We start from the raw sequence: 18,689 nt of genomic DNA, 5'->3' as shown, positions 1-18,689 counted from the left end.
GTGGCCTTGATGTGGTCCTCCACGCTGAACATCTTCTTGGCCTTGGTGCGGCTCATCACGCGGCCCGCGCCGTGGCTGCAGCTCTCGAAGCTCTCCGGGTTGCCCAGGCCGCGCACGATATAGCTGCGCGCGCCCATGCTGCCCGGGATGATGCCCAGCTCGCCGCGCCGCGCGCTCACCGCGCCCTTGCGGGTGATGAACACGTCCTGGCCGAAATGGCGCTCCTGCTGCACGTAGTTGTGGTGGCAGTTCACCGCCTCCACATGTGACTCGAAGGGCTTGGCGATCACCTTGCGCACCGTGGCGATGAGGTTGGCCATCATCACCTCGCGGTTGCGCATGGCGAACTTCTGTGCCCAGGACACGCCGCGCACATAGTCGCCAAAGTAGCGGGCCCCTTCCTCGAAATAGGCCAGATCCTTGTCGGGCAGGTTGCGCTGATGGAGTTCTGCATCCTTCTTGGCCAGCTCGATGAAATGGGTGCCGATGGCATTGCCCACGCCGCGCGAGCCCGAGTGCAGCATGAACCACACGAAGCCCGCCTCGTCCAGGCAGATCTCGATGAAGTGGTTGCCGCTGCCCAGCGTTCCCAGGTGCTTGCGGTTGTTGGTGTTGGCCAGGCGCGGATGCAGCTCGCACAGCAGGTCGAACTCCTCGGCCAGCGTGGCCCAGACCTGGTCCACCGACACGGGCGGGTTCTCCCAGCTGCCGGGATCACGGCCCCGGTGGCGCGGCACCGAGCCATGCGGCACGGCCTGCTCTATCGCCGAGCGCAGCGGGCCCAGGTTGTCGGGCAGGTCCTCGGCGCGCAGCGTGGTCTTGGCGGCCATCATTCCGCAGCCGATGTCCACGCCCACGGCCGCCGGGATGATGGCCTTGATGGTCGGGATCACCGAGCCCACGGTGGCGCCTATGCCCAGGTGCACGTCGGGCATGGCCGCGACATGCCTGAAAACCACGGGCAGGCGCGCGGCGTTCTCCAGCTGCCTGCGCGCCTCGTCCTCCACGGGCACGCCCTTGGTCCACATCTTGATGGGGACGCCGTTTTCCACGTTGTGTTGCAGGTAGTTCATTGCGTTGTCCTTCAGTCTTCTTGTCTGTTCGTCTTGTTCAGGTCTTGCTGTCGCCCGGCTCATCCACGCATCAGGCGAGACAGGTCCCGCTTGCGGATGGCGCTGCCGAGGCTTTGATAGTCCCGCAGCGGAAATTCATGCTCCAGCCAGCGCTTTCGGTATTCCTCGACACCCATGCCGCAATAAATGCCGTCCAGCACGCGGTACACGCTGCGCACCACGTCCTCGCGGGCCACCTGCCCGCGGGCCAGCACTTCATAGTCATCCATGGCGGTGATGCCCCAGCTGGCCCAGTCCGCGTACTGCCGCAGCTCGTAGGAAAGGGTGTCGCGATCACCTTCCATGCTCAGGTGCACTTCGCCGGGCTCGTCCATGAACACGGCGGCAGCCCGGTGCGCGCCCTTGGCCAAGGCCAGCGCCATGGCGGCCAGATCACCCAGCGAATCGTGCAGGTAGGACACGGCACACACCAGTTCCTCCTCGGGCGTGCTGAACTTCAACGTCGCCCAGCCCGCCTTGCCCACCTCATAGCTCCATAGTTCTTCGAATGCGGCCATGGCCGTACCTCTCTTTTGTTTCTTCGTTGTCCGTTGTGTCCCGACCAGCCTGCCGGTCAACGCATCTTCACCAGCCCGTTGAGCACCTGGTCCAGCCCGCCGAACACGGAGATCTTGTCGATGCGCTCGGCCACGCGTTCCAGCGTCTCCAGCTCCTTCATGCGCAGGGCCACGGGGTTGTCCTCCATGACCTTGGCGGTGTTGAGCAGCGAGCGCGTGGCCGCCGTTTCCTCGCGGCGGCGGATCACGTTGGCCTGGGCCTGCTTTTCGGCCTGCACCACCTGGGTCAGGATGGCCTTCATCTCGCCGGGCAGCACGATGTCCTTCACGCCCACGCTCTCCACCACCATGCCGAAGGGCTGCAGCTTGGCCGCCATGTGCGCGGTCACCACGTCATCGATCACCGTCTTGTTCTCCAGCAGCTCATCGAGCGTGCGGGTGCCCACGGCGGCGCGCAGCGCGAACTGCAGTTCGCGGTACAGGTGCTCGGCGGGCTTTTGCAGCTGGGCAAAGGCGCGCAGAACGTCGGTGTGGCGATAGGTGGCGCTCAGGTTCAGGCGCAGGCTCACCTTGTCGCGGGTCATGATGTCCTGGCCCGAGACCTCGACGGCCTGCAGGCGCAGGTCCACCAGCTCCACGGCAATGCTGCGGCCGAACTTCCAGAACGCATGGCTGCCGGCCTGCAGCAGGCGGTCCACCTTGCCGTCGATGGTCAGCAGCGCGCACTGGCCTGCGGGCACCTGCACCTGCAGCACGCCGTTGAGGCCGGACACGCTGCGCTGGCGCAGCTGCGTCTGGGTCAGGCGCGCCGCCAGGGCGGCGGGCAGCTCGGCGCCGGCCTGCAGGTCGACCACCTGCACGCCCACGTCCACCAGTCCCTTCCAGTACAGGCGGCGCGTGCCGGGCGGCAGGATCTCGACCAGCACGCCGTTTTCGCTGCGCAGGCCCGCCTCGGTTTCGGACAGTTCCACGCGCAGGAATTCGGCGGCCACCACGGCGGGCTGCTGGGCCATCAGGTAGTCGGCCAGGCCGTGCGTGAAGGCGGGCTGCTCCAGGGCAAAGGTTTCCACGCGCAGCTGGTCGGTGCCGGCGAACAGCCAGTGCCGGCCGCTGTGCAGCACGCGCTCGAAATCGCCATTGCGCAGCAGCAGGGCGCGTTCGTTCTTCTTGACGGTGATGCGTTGGATCTTCAGCATTTCTTCTTCTCCTCGTTCGGCGTCTTCGCCGCAATCAATAGGGGTGCCGTTACAGCAGCGGCGGGGTTCCAGGGGGCACGGCCCGGGCCTTGCAGTGCGCCGTGGCGGCAACCCTGGAAACAGGTTGCAGCGTGGCTGGCTGCGGGCGCGGACCGTGCCGGGACCTGGCACAGCCGCCGCCGCTGACGGGTGGCGGCCTTGGGGCTGCATCGCAACCCGGTGGCCACCTCCCGCGTTCGGCGGGTGGTCTTTCGACCGTTTCAATAGCCCGGCCTTGCGGCCGGAAGAGTGGACAGGAATCGAACCTGCGACAGTCCTCTTGCGAGGGTGCTCTACCAGACTGAGCTACCAGTGGCTGGCAAGCCTGGAGTCGAACCAGGCGTCCCTTGCGGGACGGTTTCCACAACCTTGCCGTCACCCAGCGCTTGCGGCGTGCGGCATGCGGGAAATCGACAGGCCCCTGAGGGCCCGGACTTCCGGCACCGGCGGGGCGGGCCTTTGCCCCAACCCCGGCCTGTGAGCGGTCACCGCTTGCACTGGATGCCTTGGTTATTGCGAGATGCGTGCCAGCCTGGCATCAGGCGCCAGACAATTCTTCAACCCATTGATTTATTTGAATAAATCTCAAATCACACTTTTCTTGACTTCTTCTTCAATCCAGAGAAACTAGAATTTCAGCTATTCAACTAGACAGAAACATGGAAAAGAAAAAGGTCGTCATCGGCTTTCTGGGTACGCAGCTGGACTCCGGCAGGGGCGCGGGGCGCTGGGAAAAATGGCGGCCGACCCTCTCCCTCATGCAGCACGAGGATCTGGTGGTGGAGCGGCTGGAGCTGCTCTACACGCCGCCCCATCTGGCCCTGGCGCAGCTGCTGCAGGGCGACATCGCCACGGCATCGCCCGAGACCCAGGTGAACCTCGTGCCCATGGACATTGCCGATCCCTGGGACTTCGGCGAGGTCTATGCGCGGCTGTTCGACTGGACGCAGGCCTACCGCTTCGACCCCGAGCGCGAGGAGTACTGGACGCACATCACCACGGGCACGCACGTGGCACAGATCTGCCTGTTCCTGCTGGTGGAGTCGCGCCGCATTCCCGGCGTGCTGGCCCAGACCTCGCCACCCCGGCGCCAGCGCATGGGCGACCCGGGCAGCTATGCGCTGATCGACCTGGACCTGTCGCGCTACGACGTGATCGCCCAGCGCTTCGGCGCCGAGCAGAGCGAGGCCGTGCAATTTCTCAAGAGCGGCATCGCCACGCGCAATGCCGGGTTCAACGCGCTGATCGACGAGATCGAGCGCGTGGCCGTGCGCTCGCGCGCGCCCATCCTGCTCACGGGTCCCACGGGTGCGGGCAAGTCGCATCTGGCGCGGCGCATGTACGAGTTGAAGAAGGCCAGGCACCAGGTGCAGGGCGAGTTCGTGGAGGTCAATTGCGCCACGCTGCGCGGCGATGGAGCGGCTTCGGTGCTGTTCGGCCACAAGAAGGGCGCGTTCACGGGCGCTGCGGCCGACCGCGCCGGCCTGCTGCGCAGCGCGCACCAGGGCGTGCTGTTCCTGGACGAAATCGGCGAGCTGGGCCTGGACGAACAGGCCATGCTGCTCAAGGCGGTGGAGGAAAAGCGCTTCTATCCCATGGGCAGCGACCGCGAGGTCAGCAGCGACTTCCAACTGGTCGCCGGCACGCACCGCGACCTGCGCATCGACGTGGCGCAGGGGCGCTTTCGCGAGGATTTGTTCGCGCGCATCAACCTGTGGTCCTACGCGCTGCCGGGCCTGGCCGGGCGCCCGGAGGACATCGAACCCAACATGGACCACCTGCTCGCGCGCTCGGCCGACGAGACCGGCCAGATGGTGCGCTTCAACGTGGAAGCCCGCGAGCGCTATCTGCGCTTTGCGCGCTCGCCCGAGGCGCTGTGGAGCGGCAACTTCCGCGACCTGTCGGCCAGCATGACGCGCCTGGCCACGCTGGCCGACGGGGGGCGCATCTCCACGGCCCTGGTCGATGCCGAGATACAGCGCCTGAAGTGGCTGTGGCAACGAGGCGATGCCGTGCAACCGGCCGGCGCCAGCCTGCAAAGCCTGCTGTCTGCCGAAGTGCTGGAGCCGCTGGATCTGTTCGACCGCATGCAGCTCGAAGCGGTGCTGCGCGTGTGCCGGGAGTCGCCTTCGCTGTCCGATGCGGGGCGCCGCCTGTTCGACCGGTCACGCACCCAGCGCAGCGTGGTCAACGATGCCGACCGCCTGCGCAAGTACCTGCTGAAATTCGGCTTGAAGTGGGATGACGTGGCCGGCCGAACGCCATAGACACCACGATGGCGCGATGGCGCGATGGCGAGTTTGCGCGCCTGGGCTACAGCGCCTTGCGCAGCGTGGTCGGCGGGATCTTGAGCAGCTCGCGGTACTTGGCCACCGTGCGCCGCGCGCATTCGATGCCCTGCTCCTTGAGCATGTCGGCCAGCTGGTTGTCCGACAGCGGCTTCTTGGGGTCTTCGGCCGCGACGAACTGCTTGATCAGCGCGCGCACGGCCGTGCTGGAGGCATTGCCACCGGCCTCGGTGCCCAGGCCCGAGCCGAAGAAGTACTTGAGCTCGTAGGTGCCCTGCGGCGTGGCCATGTACTTGGCCGTGGTCACGCGGCTGATGGTGGATTCATGCAGGCCCAGCGCATCGGCAATGTCGCGCAGCACCAGCGGGCGCATGGCCAGCTCGCCATGCACGAAGAAGTTCTTCTGGCGCTCCACGATGGCCTGCGACACGCGCAGGATGGTGTCGAAGCGCTGCTGGATGTTCTTGATGAACCAGCGCGCCTCCTGCAGCCGCTGCTGCAGCGCTGCATGGCCTTCGCTGCCCCTGTGGCTGCGCAGCGCGCTGGCATAGATGTCGTGCACGCGCAGCTTGGGCATGACGTCGGGATTGAGCTGCACGCTGAAGTCCATGCGGCCCGCGCCGCTGCGCACGGGGCGCACGATGACGTCGGGCACGACGATCTGGCGCTGCACGTCGGCAAAGCGCCGGCCCGGGCGTGGCTCCAGCCGGGTGATCAGCACCAGCGCCTCGCGCAGCCGCTCCTCGCGCGCACCGCACAGGCTGGCGAGCTTGCGCAGGTCGCGCCGCGCCAGCAGGTCCATGGGCTGGGCGCAGATGTCCAGCGCGGTGCGCAGCACGGCCTGCCGGTCTTCGTCCTCGGCACTGCCGTTGCCTTCGCGCTCGGCATCGGCCAGCTGGTCGCGCAGTTGCAGCGTCAGGCATTCGGCCAGGTCGCGCGCGCCCACGCCCACGGGCTCCAGGCTTTGCAGCAGGCGCAGCGCCACGGTGAAGCGGTGCACCAGTTCCTCGCACTCCTCCAGATCGTCGCCCGCCAGGCCCTGTGCCAGCTCGTCGAGCGGGTCTTCCAGGTAGCCGTCGTCGTTGAGGTTCTCGATCAGAAAGCGCAGTGCGGCGCGGTCCACCTCGCCCAGGCGCAGGCTCAGGGCCTGGCGGTGCAGGTGGTCGGTCAGGCTTTCGGCGCTGCGTGCCAGTTCGGTGGCATCGGCCTCGTCTTCCTCGCCCTGCCCGCGCGTGCGGCTGGAGGGCGCATCGCTGCCCCAGTCGCGGTCATCGTTGCCCGAGTTGGTCTGGCCGTCGCCTTCCCAGCTCAGGGACTCGGCCGTGCCGGAAGTCTCCACGGCATCGCCGGAGGATGCGTCCGCCGAGGGCTCCCACTCCACCGCCGCCGAAGGCTGGTCTGCGCGGCTTTCCTGGAAGGACTCCGTGGCCTCGGCGCCGGGCGCGGCAGGCTCGCGGGTGCCGGCAGTCGCATCGTGATCGCCCTCCTCGTTCGCCAGTTCCAGGAAGGGGTTGTCGCCCAGCATCTGCTCCACTTCCTGCGCCAGCTCCAGCGTGGACAGCTGCAGCAGCTGTATCGACTGCTGCAGCTGGGGAGTGAGCGAAAGATGCTGGGAGACGCGCAGCGACAGACCGGGCTTCAAGCGGCAGCTCCTTCGCGCAGACAGTCTCGCAGACGGGCCAGGCAGGGCATGGCGCTACATCCGGAAGTGTTCGCCGAGGTAGACACGCCGCACTTCGGCGTTGTCCACGATCTCCTCGGGTGTGCCCTGGGCGAGCACGTGGCCGTCGCTGATGATGAAGGCATGGTCGCAGATGCCCAGCGTCTCGCGCACGTTGTGGTCGGTGATCAGCACGCCGATGCCGCGCGCCTTGAGAAAGCCGATGATGCGCTGGATCTCGATCACGGCGATGGGGTCGATGCCCGCAAAGGGCTCGTCCAGCAGGATGAAGCGCGGCTGAGTGGCCAGAGCACGCGCGATCTCGACGCGGCGGCGTTCGCCGCCCGACAGCGCCAGCGCAGGCGATGCGCGCAGATGGTCCACGCGCAATTCCTGCAGCAGCGCCGTCAGGCGCTCCTCGATGACGCTGCGCGCCAGCGGCCGGCCCTGCTCGTCCCTTTGCAGCTCCAGCACGGCGCGCACGTTGTCCTCGACGCTGAGCTTGCGGAAGATCGATGCCTCTTGCGGCAGGTAGGACAGGCCCAGGCGCGAGCGCTGGTGGATGGGCATGTTGCCCACGGCCTGGCCGTCGATGAAGATGTCGCCGCCGTCGCTGCGCACCAGGCCCACGATCATGTAGAACGAGGTAGTCTTGCCCGCGCCGTTGGGGCCCAGCAGGCCCACGACCTCGCCCTTTTTCACGGACAGCGACACGTCCTTGACCACCTTGCGGCTGCCGTAGGACTTGGCCAGATGGCGTGCCTGCAGGCTGCTGCCCTGGTCGGCGCGTGCAGTGGCAGCCGGGGCTGCGGCTTGCCCGCTCATCGCTTGGTACCGCCGAGGCTGTCCAGGCTGTTGCTGGGCTGCAGGGACGTGCCCGGCGTGCCCGCTGCGGGGGCGCGCGGCTGCGAGCCCGGCGTGCCTTCCTTGGGCGCCAGCACGGCGCGCACGCGACCGCCCTGGCCGGCCGTGGAGCTGGGCTGGCCACCGCTGGTCTTTTGCCCGTCAACGGTGAACACGTCGGTGAGGTTGTTGTAGACGATGATGGAGCCGGTGATCTCGTCGCTGAGCTGGCCACCGCGATAGCGGCGCAGTTCGCCGCGGCGGATGAACTTCACGAGGTCGGCCTTGCCGTCGTATTCGATGACCTCGCCCTCGCCTTCCACGAATTCCTCGGGCTGGCCCGGCACGGTATCGCGCTTTTGGCGGAAGAAGGCACGCTTGCCCGCCTCGGCCGTCACCACGCCGTACTGAAAGCCTTCAGGGTCTTGCCGCACATCGAGCTGGGCGCCGCGCAGCACGATGGTGCCCTTGGTCATCACCACGTTGCCAGTGAAGACGCTGGTCTGCTTGAGTTCGTCATGGCGCAGCGCATCAGCCTCGATGTTCATGGGCTTGGTGCTGTCGGCCTTTTCGGCCTGTGCCATACCGGCGAAAGCCGCCAGGGCGGCGGCGAGCAGGAGGGAGGAAAGTCGTTGTTTCATGGAGGGCACGCTTCTTGCATCCATTGTAGGGGGTGTCGCGCGCAACCGTTCCTGGCGTCTTTCAACGCGCACGGAAAGCGCTGACACAAAGGCACAAAAAGAGGTTTCCAAAAGCGACAGGCCCGCGCAATGGCGGGCCTGTCGCGGCTTGGCTTGGCTTGGCTGGGCCGAGGCCCGGGCCTCAGCCCTTGCGGCTGGTGGCGATCAGCTGATCGACCACGCGCAGCACATTGGTCATGTTGCCGGCCTTGGTGCCGTCGGTGTAGTAACGGCCCGCCACGCCCATGGCCGGCACGCCTTCCACGTCATAGTCCTGCTGCAGCTGGGTGGCCTTGCGAACCTGGTTGGATACCGTGAAGGAGTTGTAGACCTCCTTGAACTTGGCCACGTCCACGCCCTGCTTGCCGACCCAGGCGAAGATGTCCTCGTCCTTGGCCAGGCGGTTGCGTTCCACATGGATGGCGTGGAAGGCGCGCGCATGCATGGTGTCCAGCAGGTTCATGCCTTCGAAGGCGTAGTAGAGCTTTTGCTGGGGCACGAAAGTGGCGTTGAAAGCCACGGGCACGCGGTGCACGACCACGTCGGCCGGCGCCTGGTTCTTCCAGGCGGCAAAGGTGGGCTCGAACGCATTGCAGTGCGGGCAGCTGTACCAGAAGAACTCGACCACCTCGACCTTGCCGGCGCCGGCGCTGGTGGGTGCGGGCTTGGCCAGCTTGATGTAGTCCTTGCCCTCCTTGGGCGCTGCGGCCTGAGCCTGGGCGGCGGAAGTGCCCAGCGTCAGTGCGCTGGCAGCGGCTGCCGAGGCAGCCAGGGAAAAGTCGCGGCGATTCATCAAAACAAACTCCTCGTTCAATGCTGCAGGTTAGGAGGCAGGGGCCCGCCAAAAGTTCAGCGCTCTTGTCGCAACGCGCTTTCAGCGTGCGGCGCGCACCAGCGTGGACTCGACCCCGGCGCCATCGAGCTTTTGCTTGAGCTGCTCGGCATCGTCGCGCTTGGTGAACGGACCCACACGCACGCGGAAGATGGTGATGCCGTTTTGCTCGCGCTCGCTCACGCGCGCCTCCCAACCCAGCATGGCCAGCTTGGCGCGCTGCGCATCGGCATCGCCCTGGCTGCGGAAGGCGCCGGCCTGCACGAAGTAGTTGAAGGCGGCGTCAGCCTTTTCTGCCTTTTCCGCCTTCTCGGCGGCGGCGGAGCGCGACTTGACCAGGTCACCCAGCGGATCGGCCGAGCTCTTGCCATCGGCCTTGGTTTCGGGCTTGGCGGGCGGCTTGGCCGGGTCCACGGGCGCGGGTGGCGGAGTCACGCCTCCTGCAACGGCGGGCGGGGTGGGAGCGGTTGGCGCGGTGCTGCCGGGGAGGCTGGGCGTGACGGCGGCCGGTGGTGGCGGCGCCGGGTTCTTGCCCTGCAGCGGTGCGTTGGGGTCCCAGTTCTTGTTGCGCTGGGCCTCGGCCGCGTCCTGGTCGGCCGTCTTGCCGCCCTTGGAGAGAAAGGGCACGGGCACCTTGGTCACATAGACGGCGACGGCCAGGGCTGCTGCCAGCCCGACGATCATGCCGATGATGAGACCGATGACGGTGCCCCCACGTTGCTGTGTCTTCATAGATCGCTTGTCGCTCGAAGTTACATGCGTTGCGGGGCCGAGACGCCCAGCACTGCCAGGCCATTGTGCAATACCTGGCGCGTGGCCGAGATCAGCGCCAGGCGGGCGAGCTTGACCTTTTCGTCGTCCACCAGGATGCGTTCCGCGTCGTAGTAGCTGTGGTACAGCGAAGCCAGTTCGCGCAGGTAGAACGTCACGTCGTGCGGCGCATTGCCTTCTGCGGCCGAGGTCAGCATGGCCGGGTACTTGGCCAGCTGCAGCATCAGCGCCTGGGCCTGCGGGCCTTCCAGCGCCGACAGGTCCACGTCCTTGAGCGTGGCCGCGTCACCCCCCCAGGCGGCCAGTACCGAGCAGATGCGCGCATGGGCGTACTGGACGTAGTACACGGGGTTGTCGTTGTTCTGGGCCACGGCCAGGTCCACGTCGAAGGTGTACTCGGTGTCGGGCTTGCGGGACAGCAGGAAGAAACGCACCGCGTCCTTGCTGGTCCACTCGATCAGGTCGCGCAGCGTGACGTAGGAGCCGGCGCGCTTGCTGATCTTGACTTCCTCACCCCCGCGCACCACGCGCACCATGGTGTGCAGCACATAGTCGGGATAGCCGGCAGGGATGCCCACGTCGGCGGCCTGCAGGCCGGCGCGCACGCGCGCGATGGTGCCGTGGTGGTCCGTGCCCTGGATGTTGACGACCTTGGAGTAGCCGCGCTTGAATTTCTGGATGTGGTAGGCGACATCGGGCACGAAGTACGTGTAGTTGCCGTCCTGCTTGCGCATCACGCGGTCCTTGTCGTCACCGTAGTCGGTGGACTTGAGCCAGAGCGCGCCGTCGAGTTCGTAGGTATGTCCGCCCGCGATCAGGCGCTGCACCGCGTCCTCGACATAGCCATTGGTGTAGAGGCTGGATTCGAGGTAGTACTCGTCAAAGTGCAGGTTGAAGGCCTGCAGGTCCTTGTCCTGCTCGTTGCGCAGATAGGCGACGGCGAACTGGCGGATGTTGTCGTAGTCCTCGACATCGCCGTTGGCCGTGAATTCGCGGTCATCGGCCTTGACGGTCTTGCGGGCCAGGAAGTCGTCGGCGATGTCCTGGATGTAGGAGCCGTTGTAGAAGGCCTTGCTTGCCGGATTCTCGGGATCGATGGGCCAGCATTCGTCACCGGGCTTGAAGCCCTTGGCACGCAGCTGCGTGCTCTTGGTCAGCGTGTCGATCTGCACGCCCGCGTCGTTGTAGTAGAACTCGCGGTGCACGCCCCAGCCCTGGGTGGCATAGAGGTTGCAGATGGCATCGCCCAGCGCGGCCTGGCGGCCATGGCCCACGTGCAGCGGGCCGGTGGGGTTGGCGGAGACGAACTCGACCAGCATCTTTGCGCCACGGTCGGCCAGCCAGCCGAACTTCTCGGCCTGCTCCAGCACTTCGCGGATGATTTGCTGCTTGGCGGCGGGCTTGAGGCGGATGTTCAGAAAGCCGGGGCCGGCGATCTCGATGGCATCGACCCAACGCTGGAAGGACGGCGTGGCCTCCAGTGCGGCCTTGAGCTGCTCGCCCAGCGAACGCGGGTTGAGCTTGAGCGGCTTGGCCAGCTGCATGGCGGCCGTGCAGGCGAAATCGCCATGGGCAGCCACCTTGGGGGATTCAAAAGCGGCACGGGCACCGGCGCCGGGCGACAAAGTTTCAAGCTCGCCGGCCAGAGCCGCGAGCAGTTCCTGTTTGACGGAGAGCATCGGCGGATTCTACGTGGCAGGCCCACCCCATGCCGCCGGACAGGAAAACGGAGCCTACATGCCCCGCGCCCAGAACACCGCGACGACGGCGATCACGGGCACCACATGGGCCTGCCACATCACCCAGCGGCGCGTGCTGGCGACCTCGGCCGGCTGGGGCAGGCCCTGGCCGGCATCCAGCGCGCGGCGCCAGCGCCGGAAGGCCAGAGTGGGCTTGATCGACAGCAGCGCGCCGACGACAAACAAAGTCATCTTCAGATGAAACAGTGGCTGCGAGACGTACCAGGACATGCCCTTGACGCCCCACACCAGACGGGCGATGCCGGTGAGCACCAGGAAGACCACGGCAAGGCCATAGATCATGTCCAGCCGCGCCAGGCGCTGCACCACGGCGGCGTTCATCCACTCGCTGCGGCACAGCGCCGCCTGGCTGGACAGGAACACCACGAAGGTGAGGATGGCCAGCAGGTGGAGGCTGGCCAGGATGGCTTCTATCGTCATGGGGAATCCGTATAGAAATTGGGCCTCTTGGGCCAAGCGTCCATTACGCCAGAAACGGGGACTGCCATCGTGATGTCCGAGGCAATCGGTAGACCACTGCGGTCCGGTCAGCGCCCCAGTTCCGCGCGCACCCAGTCGTCCAGCAGCGTCTTTTCGTAGCGCAGCGGATCGTTGGGATAGAGGTCCGGGCGCATCATGAAGCTGGCGTCGCGCAGCTGGCGGCTGCCTTCTCGCAGCAGCTTTCCATCGGCTCCCAGCAGCTTGAAGCGCAGGTCGATGCGCGGTGGGTAGATGTCGCGCACGATGCGCACATCGGCAGCCTGGGGCCCGCGCCAGGGCTCGAAGCCGCCTGCGCGCTGCACATCGGTGAGGTGAACTTTAAGCCGCTGGCCCTGGGGCAGCCTGGGCGCGGCACGCTCGGCCAGGAACTGGGCCAGGGCATCGACCCAGGCGCGGCGCGCCTTCTCGGACTCCTGGGGTCCGTTGCGCCCGGCGTCGAACCGCGAGGGATCGTCAAAGGTCACGCTCACGATGCCGGCAGGCACCGCGCCCTGCCGCATCCCGTCCGGCCGGCCCTGCCCCGACCCCTGGACGGCGCAGCCCGCCACCATGCCCAGGCAGGCGGCTCCCAGCGCCATGCGCATCCAGCGCCGCCGTCCTGGGGCCCCGCCCTGCGTTGCGGATACCGCTTTCGTCGCTATCGACACTGCCATGCTCATTCCTCCTTGCTGGGCGGCCCGCTCAGGCCGCGTGGGTACGCCGCCAGAAATCCGGCTGCTCGTAGTGGTGCTTGAGATAGTCGATCCACAGCCGCACACGCAGCGGCATGTGCTTGCGCTGGGGAAAGACGACAAAAATGCCATTGGGCGGCGCCGCGAATGTTTCGAGCACGGCCACCAGGCGGCCCGAGGTGATCTCGGCCTCGACCTCCCAGGTGCTGCGCCAGGCGATGCCCCAGCCGCCCAGGCACCAGTCGTGCAGTACCTGGCCGTCGGAGCAGTCCAGCGGGCCGCCCGGCTTGAAGTGCACGACCTCGCTGGTGCCGCTGTCGGGATGGGGGATGCGAAAGGCCCAGCCACGCGTCTGCGAGGCGTCGCTGGACAGCGTCAGGCAGTCGTGCTGGGTCAGCTCGCTGGGGTGGCGTGGCGTGCCCCGGCGCTCCAGATAGGCAGGCGTGGCCACGCACTGGCGCCGGTTGTCGGCAATGCGCACGCTGACCAGGGCCGAGTCGGGCAGATCGCCCACGCGCACCGCGCAGTCAAAGCCTTCGCCGGCCAGATCGACCACGCGGTCGCTGAGGTTCAGGGAAATCGTCACATCCGGGTGCAGATCCCGAAAGAGCGGCACCAGGGGCGCCACGTGCCGCCTGCCAAAGCCCGCCGGCGCCGTGATGCGCAGGTGGCCCGTGGCCTTGACCCCGCCCGCGCTGACACTGGCCTCGGCGTTGGACACATCGGACAGCAGGCGCTGGCAATCCTCGAGAAAGGCGCTGCCCTCATGCGTGAGGGAGATGCGCCGCGTGGTGCGCACCATGAGCTTGACGCCCAGGTGCTCTTCCAGGGCATCGAGGCGCCGCCCCATGATGGCCGGCGCCACGCCTTCCGCCTTGGCCGCCGCCGTGAGGCTGCCGCGCGTTGCCACCGATACGAATGACTCGAATGCCTTGAGCTTGTCCATGACCGCTGTCCGTTTCTTTTCCGTGTTCTTGTGGGGCATGCGACCGCACACCCGTCTCCTGTGACTCGCCTTTTTGCATAGTGGGCACTGGCTGTCCTCCATGTGCACCATGCATAGGGCTGTGCGCCAAAGCCGGCCGGTTTTGGCGCGCGCATAACCTTCCCACATTTTTGCGTAAAAGTCACGAGTTTTAAGATTTATGGTCTATTTATGTACGCAAATAAATCTAATAAAGTATTCCTTATAGTCAGGCCCGAAAAGGGTCTGCCAAGCCTTTCCATCCATCCAACCCGGGGTTCCCACCATGACCGATCGCACCCAAGCCCACAGCCTGCAGGTCGCTACAGAGCTGCACCGTTTCATCAATGAACAAGTGCTCCCGGGCACCGGTGTCGCTCCCGAGGCGTTCTGGAAAGGCTTCGACGCGATCGTCAACGATCTGGCTCCTCGCAATGCCGCCCTGCTGGCCGAGCGTGACCGCCTGCAGACCGAGCTGGACACCTGGCACAAGGCCCATCCTGGCCCCATCACCGACATGGCCGGCTACCAGCAGTTCCTGACGCAGATCGGCTATCTGGTCGAGCAGCCCAAGGATGCCAAGGCCACCACCACCAATGTGGATGCGGAACTGGCCATCCAGGCCGGCCCCCAGCTGGTCGTGCCCATTCTCAACGCCCGCTATGCGCTGAACGCCGCCAACGCGCGCTGGGGTTCGCTGTATGACGCGCTGTACGGCACGGACGCCATCGGCGAAGACGGTGGCGCGGAAAAGGGCAAGGGCTACAACCCCGTGCGCGGCGCCAAGGTGATCGCCTTCGCACGTGATTTCCTGGACCAGGCCGCCCCGCTGGCCTCGGGCTCGCACAAGGATGCCGCCGGCTATCGCGTGGAAGCTGGCCAACTGGTCGTCGCACTCAAGAGCGGCGGCACCACGGGCCTGAAGAACACCGCCCAGTTCGTCGGCTACCAGGGCGATGCCGCGGCGCCCTCTTCCGTGCTGCTGCTCAACAACGGCCTGCACATCGACATCCGCATCGACAAGACCACGGCCATCGGCCAGACCGATGCCGCCGGCGTGGCCGACGTGGTGGTCGAAGCCGCCCTGTCCACCATCCTGGACCTGGAAGACTCCGTGGCCGCCGTGGATGCCGAAGACAAGGTGGTCGGCTATGCCAACTGGCTGGGCATCCTCAAGGGCACGCTGACCGAAACCTTCGACAAGGGCGGCAAGAGCATGACGCGCGGACTGAACGCCGACCGCGAGTACACGGGCGCCGATGGCAAGCCCGTCAAGCTGCATGGCCGTTCGCTGATGTTCGTGCGCAATGTCGGCCACCTGATGACCAACCCGGCCATCCTCTGGGGCAACGGCAAGGAAATCCCCGAGGGCATCCTGGACGCCATGGTCACCACGGCCATCGCCGTCCACGACATCAAGGGTCTGGGCGCCAACGGCATCCGCAACTCGCGCACGGGAAGCGTCTACATCGTCAAGCCCAAGATGCACGGCCCCGCGGAAGCTGCCTTCGCCAGCGAGCTGTTCGGCCGCGTGGAAAAGGTCCTGGGCCTGCCCGAGAACACCGTCAAGCTGGGCATCATGGACGAGGAGCGCCGCACCAGCGTCAACCTCAAGGCCTGCATCGCCGCCGCCGCATCGCGCGTGGCCTTCATCAACACCGGCTTCCTGGACCGCACGGGCGACGAAATGCACACCGCCATGTATGCCGGCCCCATGGTCCGCAAGGCCGACATGAAGGGCAGTGCCTGGCTGGCCGCCTATGAGCGCAGCAACGTGCTCGTGGGCCTGGGCCTGGGCCTGCGCGGCAAGGCGCAGATCGGCAAGGGCATGTGGGCCATGCCCGACCTGATGAAGGCCATGCTGGAGCAAAAGATCGGCCACCCCAAGGCCGGCGCCAATACCGCCTGGGTGCCCTCGCCCACGGCCGCCACGCTGCACGCCCTGCACTACCACCAGGTCAACGTGGCCGAAGTGCAAAAGCAGCTGGAGCAGACCAATGCCGACGCCGAGCGCGCCACCATCCTGGCCGACCTGCTGCAGGTGCCCGTGGTCAAGGAAGACAAGTGGAGCGCGGCTGAAAAGCAGCAGGAGCTGGACAACAACGTCCAGGGCATCCTCGGCTATGTGGTGCGCTGGGTGGACCAGGGCGTGGGCTGCTCCAAGGTGCCCGACATCCACAACGTGGGCCTGATGGAAGACCGCGCCACCCTGCGCATCTCCAGCCAGCACATCGCCAACTGGCTGCAGCACGGCATCGTGACCGAGGCCCAGGTGCGCGAGACCTTCGAGCGCATGGCCGCCGTGGTCGATCAGCAGAACGCGGGCGATGCACTGTACAAGCCCATGGCCGGCCACTTCGACACCTCGATGGCCTACCAGGCCGCCTGTGACCTGGTCTTCAAGGGCAAGGAGCAACCCAGTGGCTACACCGAGCCCCTGCTGCATGCCTGGCGCCTGAAGGTCAAGGCAGCCGCCTGACACCTGGCGGCGCCCAAGGCTGCAAAAGCACCCAGGCTTGCCTGAGGTGCTTTTTTCATGGGCCTACACTCGGAACCACGATGAGCGCCCCTCCCCCCGATGCCAGCCTGTGTCCGCTGTGCGGCCGCAGCAATCAATGCGCCATTCTTGCGGGCGTTGATCCGCTGAACTGCTGGTGCATGGACACCCCGGTGGCACCCGATGCACTGGCCCGCATTCCGGAGCCCATGCGCAACAAGGCCTGCCTGTGCCCCGCCTGCGCGCTTGGCACCGACAAGCCTCGACCACCCGCGTCGGCCGATATGATGTCGCCGACCCACCCCCCTAGAACTTGATCCCTGAGGAGATTGACATGCCCACATACCACGTCGAAATGATGGAAGGCCGCACCGTCGAACAAAAGCGCAAGCTGGTCGAAGAGATCACGCGCGTCTCGGTTGAAGTCCTCGGTGGCTCGCCCGAATCGGTGGACATCCTGATCACCGACATCAAGCGCGAAAACTGGGCCACAGGCGGCAAGCTCTGGTCCGAACGCAGCTGAGGATCTTTCGCTCGATGCATGCAAAAGGCAGCTTTGGCTGCCTTTTTTCATGAAAACTGGTCTTTAATCCCGTATTTCCATGAGTGCCTGCAGTGCACTCCCAGCCACCGTCCAGGGCACAGGCATGGAGGCATCTGGCTTCCAGTGCCTGGCAACGCCATCCATGGACACCTGGGTCAGGGCCACCTGGGTGGCACCCGCGGCATGGGCCTGAACAGCCGCATCGGCCATGCACGCCACATAGCCGGCGACATCACCACTGCGAAAAAGAGCCCAGGCCCCTTCAACACACTGCAGCTGCATGCGTTGATCTGCGTTGCCTTGCTGCAGTTCTCCCATGAACAGATTGCGCGTGGCTTCGTACGTCGTGGGAGCGGCGCACAGCAGTGCAATGCGCGATTCGGGGTCACTTTGCAAGGCAGCGGCCACCTTGCGCGCCAGCATGCCATCGGCACGCCAGACCTTGCCACTGCGGCAATCCGCCACGGCCGGGCCCAGGGTCGAGCAGGTCAGCAGCACGGCATCGATATCGGCATGGTCTGCCAGCGCATCGAGCTGCCCTGCCGCTTTCTGCCGAAGCGACGCATTCATGCCACCTGCAGCCTCCGCCTCCAATAGCAGTTCCTCATGCACCTGATGAACGATTGAGTGGGCCGGCCAGCCCAGTTCGGCAGCAGCCTGCTCGAAGATCACGGCGTTGCTGTGCGCCGTATGCAGACAGAGGATGGGCATGGGTGTGTTCCGTTTTTTTGCCGTTGCCCCGCATTGTGCTTGCAGCTGCCGCGCCAGGCGTTAGGCTATGGCTTGAACTACGCAAACAACGATACCGCCATGTGCCAGCTGCTTGGAATGAACTGCAACACGCCCACCGACGTGCGCTTCAGCTTTTCGGGGTTCACCCAGCGGGCGGGCAATACCGGCGACCATACGGACGGCTGGGGCATCGCCTTCTTCGAGGACAAGGGCCTGCGCCACTTCGTCGGCTACGAGCGCGCCATCGACTCGCCCATCGCCAAGCTGATACGCGAGTACCCGATCAAGAGCCGCAACGTCATCGCCCACATCCGCAAGGCCACGCAGGGCGCGGTAAGCCTGCAGAACTGCCACCCCTTCGTGCGTGAACTGTGGGGCCGCAACTGGGTCTTTGCCCACAACGGGGATCTCAAGGGCTTCGCTCCCAAACTGCATGCCCACTTCCATCCGGTAGGCAACACCGACAGCGAGCAGGCCTTCTGCTGGATTCTTCAGGAGCTATGGAAGTCCCATGCCGGCCTGCCCAGCGTGCAGGAACTCACGCACACGCTGCGCGAACTGGCCAAGCGCATCTCGCCGCACGGCACCTTCAACTTCCTGCTGTCCAACGGCGAAGCGCTGTGGGCCCATGCCACCACACACCTGTGCTACATCGAACGTCGCCACCCCTTTGCCCAGGCCCATCTGTCGGATGAGGACCTTACCGTGGACTTCGCCCGGGAGACCACACCACAGGACCGTGTGGCCATCATCGTCACAGCGCCGTTGACCAAGAATGAGACCTGGACCTCGATCCAGTCGGGCGAACTCAAGGTCTTTGTACAGGGCGAATGCCTGCCGCTTTGAACGATTGCGCATTCAGGATGAAAAAAGAGAGCGCGTCAGCGCTCTCTTTTTTTGGGATGTCCGTTTTGGATATTCGTTTGGCCGTCCGTTTTGGCTGTTCTGCCTGTTTCTCCATTTCCCCAGCCCAATGCAAAAAACCCCGTAGCTTTGGGCTACGGGGTTTCTTGGGCTGTAAGAGCCTGACGATGACCTACTTTCACACGGGAACCCGCACTATCATCGGCGCAAAGTCGTTTCACTGTCCTGTTCGGGATGG

At 65.8% G+C, this 18,689-nt stretch carries 18 protein-coding genes; 5 read left to right on the top strand and 13 right to left on the bottom strand.

The features are described from left to right. The 3 genes from JHD82_RS25275 to JHD82_RS25265 form a co-directional block, all read right to left on the bottom strand. On the bottom strand, positions 1–1,073 hold a 1,073-nt coding region (locus tag JHD82_RS25275), incomplete at its 3' end, for an RtcB family protein (RefSeq protein ID WP_199139418.1). A gap of 59 nt (positions 1,074–1,132) precedes the next feature. Then, complete coding sequence (locus JHD82_RS25270; protein ID WP_043820033.1) at positions 1,133–1,630, bottom strand: hypothetical protein; 498 nt, start codon at positions 1,628–1,630, stop codon at positions 1,133–1,135. Positions 1,631–1,686: 56 nt separating this feature from the next. Continuing rightward, a complete protein-coding gene (locus JHD82_RS25265) occupies positions 1,687–2,826 on the bottom strand; it encodes a slipin family protein (RefSeq protein ID WP_199139416.1) in 1,140 nt (379 codons plus the stop codon). A 698-nt stretch (positions 2,827–3,524) separates the two neighbouring features. On the opposite strand from JHD82_RS25265, the gene rtcR reads away from it, so the two are divergent. Beyond that, a complete protein-coding gene (rtcR, locus tag JHD82_RS25260) occupies positions 3,525–5,132 on the top strand; it encodes an RNA repair transcriptional activator RtcR (protein WP_199139414.1) in 1,608 nt (535 codons plus the stop codon). A 46-nt stretch (positions 5,133–5,178) separates the two neighbouring features. Here rtcR and JHD82_RS25255 read toward each other — a convergent pair whose 3' ends face one another. From JHD82_RS25255 to JHD82_RS25215, 9 genes are all read right to left on the bottom strand, one after another. Then, entirely contained in the window at positions 5,179–6,795 is a 1,617-nt protein-coding gene (locus tag JHD82_RS25255; RefSeq protein ID WP_199139412.1) for an RNA polymerase factor sigma-54, read from the bottom strand. Positions 6,796–6,849: 54 nt separating this feature from the next. Beyond that, on the bottom strand, positions 6,850–7,638 hold the full coding sequence (gene lptB, locus JHD82_RS25250; RefSeq protein WP_012202605.1) for an LPS export ABC transporter ATP-binding protein: 789 nt from the start codon (positions 7,636–7,638) through the stop codon (positions 6,850–6,852). Then, the gene (lptA, locus tag JHD82_RS25245) at positions 7,635–8,297 is read right to left on the bottom strand and encodes a lipopolysaccharide transport periplasmic protein LptA (protein WP_013804753.1); all 663 of its coding nucleotides are present in this window, start codon (positions 8,295–8,297) and stop codon (positions 7,635–7,637) included. Before lptA ends, lptB begins: the two co-directional genes overlap by 4 nt. A 181-nt stretch (positions 8,298–8,478) precedes the next feature. Beyond that, positions 8,479–9,129, bottom strand: coding sequence for a thiol:disulfide interchange protein DsbA/DsbL (locus tag JHD82_RS25240; RefSeq protein WP_123694680.1), 651 nt, complete (start codon positions 9,127–9,129; stop codon positions 8,479–8,481). An 81-nt stretch (positions 9,130–9,210) separates the two neighbouring features. Next, positions 9,211–9,900, bottom strand: a complete 690-nt coding sequence (locus JHD82_RS25235; protein ID WP_012202602.1) for an SPOR domain-containing protein — start codon at positions 9,898–9,900, stop codon at positions 9,211–9,213. Between the two features lie 20 nt (positions 9,901–9,920). Next, positions 9,921–11,618: an arginine--tRNA ligase gene (gene argS, locus JHD82_RS25230; RefSeq protein ID WP_043825927.1), complete on the bottom strand. Its 1,698-nt coding sequence runs from the start codon at positions 11,616–11,618 to the stop codon at positions 9,921–9,923. A gap of 54 nt (positions 11,619–11,672) precedes the next feature. Beyond that, a complete protein-coding gene (locus tag JHD82_RS25225) occupies positions 11,673–12,119 on the bottom strand; it encodes a DUF2214 family protein (RefSeq protein ID WP_012202600.1) in 447 nt (148 codons plus the stop codon). Positions 12,120–12,226: 107 nt separating this feature from the next. Further along, a complete protein-coding gene (locus JHD82_RS25220; RefSeq protein WP_199139410.1) occupies positions 12,227–12,832 on the bottom strand; it encodes a DUF3016 domain-containing protein in 606 nt (201 codons plus the stop codon). A gap of 28 nt (positions 12,833–12,860) precedes the next feature. Then, positions 12,861–13,796, bottom strand: a complete 936-nt coding sequence (locus tag JHD82_RS25215) for a LysR family transcriptional regulator (RefSeq protein ID WP_013804758.1) — start codon at positions 13,794–13,796, stop codon at positions 12,861–12,863. A 304-nt stretch (positions 13,797–14,100) separates the two neighbouring features. Here JHD82_RS25215 and JHD82_RS25210 point away from each other — a divergent pair, with 304 nt between their 5' ends. The 3 genes from JHD82_RS25210 (at position 14,101) to JHD82_RS25200 (ending at position 16,834) form a co-directional block, all read left to right on the top strand. Next, entirely contained in the window at positions 14,101–16,293 is a 2,193-nt protein-coding gene (locus JHD82_RS25210; protein ID WP_012202597.1) for a malate synthase G, read from the top strand. An 80-nt stretch (positions 16,294–16,373) separates the two neighbouring features. Beyond that, on the top strand, positions 16,374–16,628 hold the full coding sequence (locus tag JHD82_RS25205) for a cysteine-rich CWC family protein (RefSeq protein WP_199139408.1): 255 nt from the start codon (positions 16,374–16,376) through the stop codon (positions 16,626–16,628). 17 nt (positions 16,629–16,645) lie between these two features. Continuing rightward, on the top strand, positions 16,646–16,834 hold the full coding sequence (locus JHD82_RS25200; RefSeq protein WP_012202595.1) for a 4-oxalocrotonate tautomerase: 189 nt from the start codon (positions 16,646–16,648) through the stop codon (positions 16,832–16,834). A gap of 63 nt (positions 16,835–16,897) precedes the next feature. Here JHD82_RS25200 and JHD82_RS25195 read toward each other — a convergent pair whose 3' ends face one another. Continuing rightward, entirely contained in the window at positions 16,898–17,566 is a 669-nt protein-coding gene (locus JHD82_RS25195; RefSeq protein WP_199139406.1) for a hypothetical protein, read from the bottom strand. Between the two features lie 99 nt (positions 17,567–17,665). Here JHD82_RS25195 and JHD82_RS25190 point away from each other — a divergent pair, with 99 nt between their 5' ends. Further along, positions 17,666–18,433, top strand: a complete 768-nt coding sequence (locus JHD82_RS25190) for a class II glutamine amidotransferase (RefSeq protein ID WP_099735233.1) — start codon at positions 17,666–17,668, stop codon at positions 18,431–18,433. The last annotated feature ends 256 nt before the right edge of the window (positions 18,434–18,689 follow it).

Origin of the sequence: Delftia sp. ASV31, assembly GCF_016428765.1 — a bacterium.
Classification (GTDB): domain Bacteria; phylum Pseudomonadota; class Gammaproteobacteria; order Burkholderiales; family Burkholderiaceae_C; genus Comamonas; species Comamonas acidovorans.
Note: the sequence above shows the minus strand (reverse complement) of the source record. Positions and strands in the feature narration are given on the sequence as shown.